Below are 5,901 nucleotides of genomic sequence, written 5' to 3' on the forward strand. Positions count from 1 at the left end.
CTGTTTAAATACACGCCCGATGTGGAGTCATTCTACATCACTATTAAATCGCCTTTTGCGGAATAAAAAAAGGGAGCAGAGCTCCCTTTCACAAATTAAATATCCCTTCAGATAAACGATTTCCGGAATCCTTTTTCCGATTTCTTTTTACCGTCGAACGATTTTCCTTTCGATTCTTTGTTATCGCGGTCGGAATAATTTTTCTTTCCAGAAAAACTCTTTTTAGCGCCATAACTCTTCTCACCGCCACCACCGCCGACATTGCGGTCGGAGTAATCGACACGAACTTTACGGCCATTCTCTTCGAGGACCATTCCGTTAACCTTGCCTTTTACTTTTTCTGCCAACGATGTTTCCACATCAACAAAAGAGAATTCGCGACGAATATCGATTCTTCCGATACTGTTACCGTTAATTCCTGCCTGATCGCAAATTAAGCGAACCAGCATTCCTTTATTAACGCGATCCATTTCTCCAATGTTTACGAATAAACGTTGCATATTATTATCGCGTTCTCTGCGTGAACCTCTATCTCCGCGATCACCACGGTCTCCACGTTCGCCTCTTCCTTCTCCACGCTCATTTCTGCTGCCACGGTCGCGCTTATCGCCACGATCATGTTTATCCTTCACATTTAAATCTTCGGAGTGACGATAATATTCGAGGAATCGGTTAAACTCTGCCGACAGGAATCGTTTAATCAAATCTTCTTTTGATAAATAATCCAGCTGATGCTGTGCTTTTTCGAGATAAGGAGCAATTCCTTTTTCATCCACTTCCACATTCACCATTTTATTGATCAATGCAAACAATTGCTTTTCGCAAATATCTTTTCCGTTAGGAATGTTACGCGGAACAAAACTCTTTTTAATGACGCGTTCAATATCGCGAATACGGTTGGTTTCTCTGGTATTGACAAACACCATGGATAAACCTGTTTTTCCGGCACGCGCTGTTCTACCTGAACGATGGGTATAATTTTCAACGTCGTCCGGCAAATTGTAATTGATTACATGTGTAATATCACTCACATCAATACCACGTGCAGCCACATCGGTTGCGCATAATAATTGCAATGTACGATCTCTGAATTTTTTCATCACCGCATCACGCTGTGCCTGGGATAAATCTCCATGCAGCGCATCGCAGTTATAACCATCCTTAATTAATTTATCGCTCACCTCTTGCGTTTCACGTTTGGTGCGGCAAAAAATAATTCCGAATACTTCAGGGTAAAAATCGATTACACGTTTTAAAGCAAAATAACGATCCTTTTCACGTACAACGAAATATTGGTGTTCGATGTTATCATTGGAGGAATTCTGTTTTCCAACAGTAATTTCCTTCGGATTGTGCATGTAGTTTTTAGAAATAGCAGCTACTTCACGCGGCATGGTAGCGGAAAACAACCATGTACTTCTTTCATCAGGAACATTGGAAAGAATGGTATCAATGTCTTCCTTGAATCCCATGTTCAACATTTCATCCGCTTCGTCGAGAACAACAATGCGGATAGCAGAAATATCCACCAAACGGCGATCGATCATGTCCATTAATCGTCCGGGTGTTGCAACCACGATTTGTGCACCGCGACGGATGCTTCTGGCTTGCATTTCGATGGATGCTCCTCCGTAGATGGCAACAATGTTCGATTGTTGGAAATACTTGGAGAAGTTCGTCAGATCAGACGTGATCTGCAGGCAAAGTTCACGGGTAGGACAAATCACCAGGGCCTGTGTTTGGCGATTCGAAAAGTCGATCTTGTGGATCATCGGGAGACCAAAAGCCGCGGTCTTACCCGTACCGGTCTGCGCCAGACCCACCAGGTCTGAATCTTCGGTAAGTAATAAGGGGATGGCTTGTTCTTGAATAGAGGTTGGGTTTTCAAAACCCAGGTCACTTACAGCTCTTACGATCTCTTCTTTTAAACCCAATTGGGCAAATACACTCATTTATAGATTTTTAGTTTAGCCGCAAAGGTACGGCGAATTATCCACAAAGCCTAATATTGGCAACCTATTCAAAAACTGGTAGTTAAAGGGTACAAATTGTTATTATCGTTAAGTTTTAAACAATGCCAAAGAATGGTAATTTTGAGCCATGTTAAAGCAAGTAGACCTCGCACAGCTAAATGCCATGAACCGAAATACCATCATGGAAGTTTTAGGCATTGAATACACTCAACTCAGCGAAACAAGCATCTCGGCCAAAATGCCCGTTGATCATCGCACGCATCAACCGGTGGGACTCCTTCACGGTGGTGCAACAGCAGTACTGGCGGAGACACTGGGATCTTTAGGATCCACATTAATTGTAGACCCCAAAGCATACAACATTACCGGGATTGAAATTAATTGCAATCACCTGAAAGGTGTACGGAGCGGATACGTTTTCGGAACAGCAACGATTATTAAAGCGGGAAGAACAATGCACGTTTGGAACATCGATGTAAAAAATGAGGCAGAAGAATTGGTTGCGGTTTGTCGTTTAACAGTTTTGATTTTACCGGTAACGAAATAAGCGGATGACCCTCGATTTGATTCGTCACTTAAACAATCTCATTGCAGAAAAAAAATATTTCGCTGCATGGCGATTTCCCAATGAGAAGGAAGTGCATGTACTCGAAGCCGCATCCGCGAAAATTATTCGTCAACATGAAATTGGCCTTGAAAAAGGATTTATCGCTTTTCCATTTTCAGAGGACGAAGGAATTTTACTAAGTGAGAAACAAGGAAATTTTGAATTACCCCAGCTTCAATTTTCATACCGTTCCACATCCCGAAAAAACTATTTTGATCGTGCAGAAAAATTTATTTCCGCCATTCGAAATAAGGAGTTTGGCAAATTAGTTTTGTCGCGCATTATCGAAATTGAAACGCCAACTTCATTTCAGGCTGATTCCATGTTTTTCCAATTGTGCCAAGCGTATCCCAATGCATTTATCAATTGCATTCATTTACCGGGCTGGGGATTTTGGATGGGCGCGAGTCCTGAAATTTTATTAAACTCTTTTTCCGATTCCATCACCATTATGAGTTTGGCAGGAACTCAATCCTTAAGCGATAAAAAGGAAGATGAAATTGTGTGGGGAGAAAAAGAAATCGAGGAACAAAAAATAGTGACTGATTCCATTTCACATCAACTTGAATCGATACCGGGTATCCAGTTTTCAGTTGGAGAAGTCCACAACCACCGGGCGGGACATTTAATCCATTTAAGAACCAACATTGAAATTAAAAAGGATTCCGTTACCCACTTAGCCCCCATTATTAAACTCCTTCATCCAACACCGGCTGTTGGCGGATTTCCAAAGGAAAAATCGATTGACTATATACAACAAAACGAAGGTCATCACCGTGGTCTTTACGCAGGATTTTTAGGTCCGGTAAATTCTGCAGTCGACATGAAATTATTTGTCAACCTCCGCTGCATGCATTTCAACGAACGTTCTATATTCTTGTTTGCAGGAGGCGGACTTACCGCTGCATCGGAGCCCGATAAAGAATGGGAAGAAACAGAGCAGAAATCGAAGGTTTTATTAAAGTTTATTCAATAAAGACATGACATTTTTTTAACAGAAAATAAATTTCATGTTGATAGTACCGAAAAGATAAACTGACTTTCATCAGTTCTGACCTTCATCATAATTCCAGCTTCCCAAAGGCTTGATTTTCGCAAAAAAGAATTTTTATGCCAGTCTATCAACGCCACGGAAAAATACCGTCGAAACGCCACGTCGTTTTTCGTCAGCCCGACGGTTCACTTTATCATGAAGAATTATTCGGAACAGAAGGTTTCGGTGGGGTCTCCTCACTGGTTTATCACCTCAATCCGCCAACCATCGTTAAAGAGACAGGAGAAGCTTATTCTGTTCGACCAAAAGTTGCAGTAGAGGATAATTTAAAAGCGCTCAGCTTTCAGGGATTTCAACTTCCTGAAACTTCCGACTATCTGGAAAGCAGAAAAACATTGTTTTTAAATAACGACATGACCATTGGTCTTGCGGCTCCCACATCATCGATGACGGATTACTTTTTTAAGAATGCAGATGCCGATGAAATGATTTTTGTTCACCAGGGTGAAGGCACACTTCACACCATGTACGGGAATGTCGATTTTCAATATGGAGATTACATTATCATTCCGCGTGGAACGGTTTATCAGATTAAATTCGGCACCAAACAAAATCGTTTGTTACTGGTAGAATCCTATTCACCGATCCGCACACCAAAACGTTACCGGAATGAGTGGGGACAATTACTCGAACACTCACCTTTCTGCGAACGCGATTTTAAATTGCCATACGGAATGGAAACACACGATGAGAAAGGTGATTTTAAAGTGCTCATCAAAAAGAGAGGATTAATTTATCCTTATGTTTACGGAACTCATCCCTTTGATGTAGTGGGTTGGGATGGATATCATTATCCCTATGCATTTTCTATTTTCAATTTCGAACCAATCACTGGTCGTATCCACATGCCTCCTCCAATTCATCAGCAATTTGAAGGAAACAATTTTGTGATTTGTTCATTTGTACCACGACTGTACGATTACCATCCGGATGCGATTCCTGCTCCATATCATCACAGCAATATCGATTCGGATGAATTACTGTATTACGTCGATGGCGATTTCATGAGCAGAAATAACATTCAGAAAGGTCAGATTACACTTCACCCGGGTGGAATTCCGCACGGACCACATCCCGGTGCCATTGAACGTTCCATCGGTAAAAAAGAAACCGGAGAATTGGCAGTGATGATTGATCCTTTTAATCCGGTAAAAATTACGGAAGAAGCGCTTAAGCTCGAAGTAAAAGATTACTATAAAAGCTGGATGGAAAAACCACAATTATTCAGTTAATTTTTAAGAACCGATTGACAAAAAATGAACATCGTTTTTTTTGTCGACCCCAATAAAAAGAAAAAGAAAATAATTTTCAGATTCATTTTAATATGGAAACAAAAGATTTAACACAGGTAAAAAACTATTCCTATACAGGAGAAAAAATTTTCGAAAAAGCACAGGATTTTCTTCCGATTAACGGAACCGATTTTGTTGAGTTATATGTAGGCAATGCAAAACAGGCGGCCCACTATTACAAAACAGCATTCGGATTTCAGTCACTGGCTTATGCAGGACTCGAAACAGGTGTAAAAGACCGCACTTCGTATGTTGTGGTACAGGGAAAAATTAAATTAATTCTCACCACTCCTTTCGATCCGGAATCTGAAATCTCTCACCATATCCGTAAGCATGGCGATGGCGTAAAAGTGATTGCACTTTGGGTAGATGATGCAACTTCTGCATTTAACGAAACCGTAAAACGCGGTGCAAAACCGTATATGGAGCCGCATAAGGAAGAAGATGAATTCGGATTTGTCATTAAATCGGGAATTTACACCTACGGTGATACGGTTCACGTTTTTGTTGAACGCAAAAATTATAATGGCGTTTTCTTGCCCGGATACGAAAAATGGGAGAGCGAATACAATCCTTCCGATTTAGGATTTAAATACATCGATCACATGGTGGGCAATGTAGATTTAGGAGACATGAATAAATATTCTAAATTCTACGAAGAAGTAATGGGATTTGCTAACCTGATTACATTCGACGATAAAGATATTTCTACCGAATACACGGCATTGATGAGTAAAGTGATGACCAATGGAAATGGTCGTATTAAATTCCCGATCAACGAACCTGCTGCCGGTAAAAAGAAATCTCAGATCGAAGAGTTTCTCGATTTCTACAAAGGACCGGGTTGCCAGCACATCGCCATTGCTACCAACGACATCGTTCACTCTGTAGGTGAAATGCGTAAGCGAGGCGTTGAATTCCTTTATGTTCCCGGAACGTATTACGATAACGTAAAAGAACGTGTAGGAATTATTG

The 5,901-nt window shown here is 40.9% G+C and carries 5 protein-coding genes; 4 read left to right on the top strand and 1 reads right to left on the bottom strand.

Features of this window, described 5'->3' with window-relative positions:
• Window positions 1-107 precede the first annotated feature (107 nt).
• Window positions 108-1,952 (bottom strand): DEAD/DEAH box helicase, encoded by a 1,845-nt coding sequence (locus K1X56_14680; protein MBX7095965.1) that lies wholly within the window; start codon window positions 1,950-1,952, stop codon window positions 108-110.
• Between the two features lie 148 nt (window positions 1,953-2,100).
• Here K1X56_14680 and K1X56_14685 point away from each other — a divergent pair, with 148 nt between their 5' ends.
• From K1X56_14685 to hppD, 4 genes are all read left to right on the top strand, one after another.
• Window positions 2,101-2,520, top strand: coding sequence for a hotdog fold thioesterase (locus K1X56_14685; GenBank protein MBX7095966.1), 420 nt, complete (start codon window positions 2,101-2,103; stop codon window positions 2,518-2,520).
• 4 nt (window positions 2,521-2,524) lie between these two features.
• Complete coding sequence (locus K1X56_14690; protein ID MBX7095967.1) at window positions 2,525-3,556, top strand: isochorismate synthase; 1,032 nt, start codon at window positions 2,525-2,527, stop codon at window positions 3,554-3,556.
• A 134-nt stretch (window positions 3,557-3,690) separates the two neighbouring features.
• Window positions 3,691-4,866: a homogentisate 1,2-dioxygenase gene (locus tag K1X56_14695; GenBank protein ID MBX7095968.1), complete on the top strand. Its 1,176-nt coding sequence runs from the start codon at window positions 3,691-3,693 to the stop codon at window positions 4,864-4,866.
• A 92-nt stretch (window positions 4,867-4,958) separates the two neighbouring features.
• The coding region (gene hppD / locus K1X56_14700; protein ID MBX7095969.1) for a 4-hydroxyphenylpyruvate dioxygenase at window positions 4,959-5,901 on the top strand (943 nt) is incomplete at its 3' end.

It is taken from the genome of Flavobacteriales bacterium, from assembly GCA_019694795.1.
GTDB lineage: Bacteria > Bacteroidota > Bacteroidia > Flavobacteriales_D > UBA2798 > UBA2798.

What these genes read in the sequence shown, in the direction of transcription:
- K1X56_14685 (MBX7095966.1), top strand. Translation starts at nt 2,101, where the DNA reads ATGTTAAAGCAAGTAGACCTCGCACAGCTAAATGCCATGAACCGAAAT.
- K1X56_14690 (MBX7095967.1), top strand. Translation starts at nt 2,525, where the DNA reads ATGACCCTCGATTTGATTCGTCACTTAAACAATCTCATTGCAGAAAAA.
- K1X56_14695 (MBX7095968.1), top strand. Translation starts at nt 3,691, where the DNA reads ATGCCAGTCTATCAACGCCACGGAAAAATACCGTCGAAACGCCACGTC.
- K1X56_14680 (MBX7095965.1), bottom strand. Translation starts at nt 1,952, where the DNA reads ATGAGTGTATTTGCCCAATTGGGTTTAAAAGAAGAGATCGTAAGAGCT.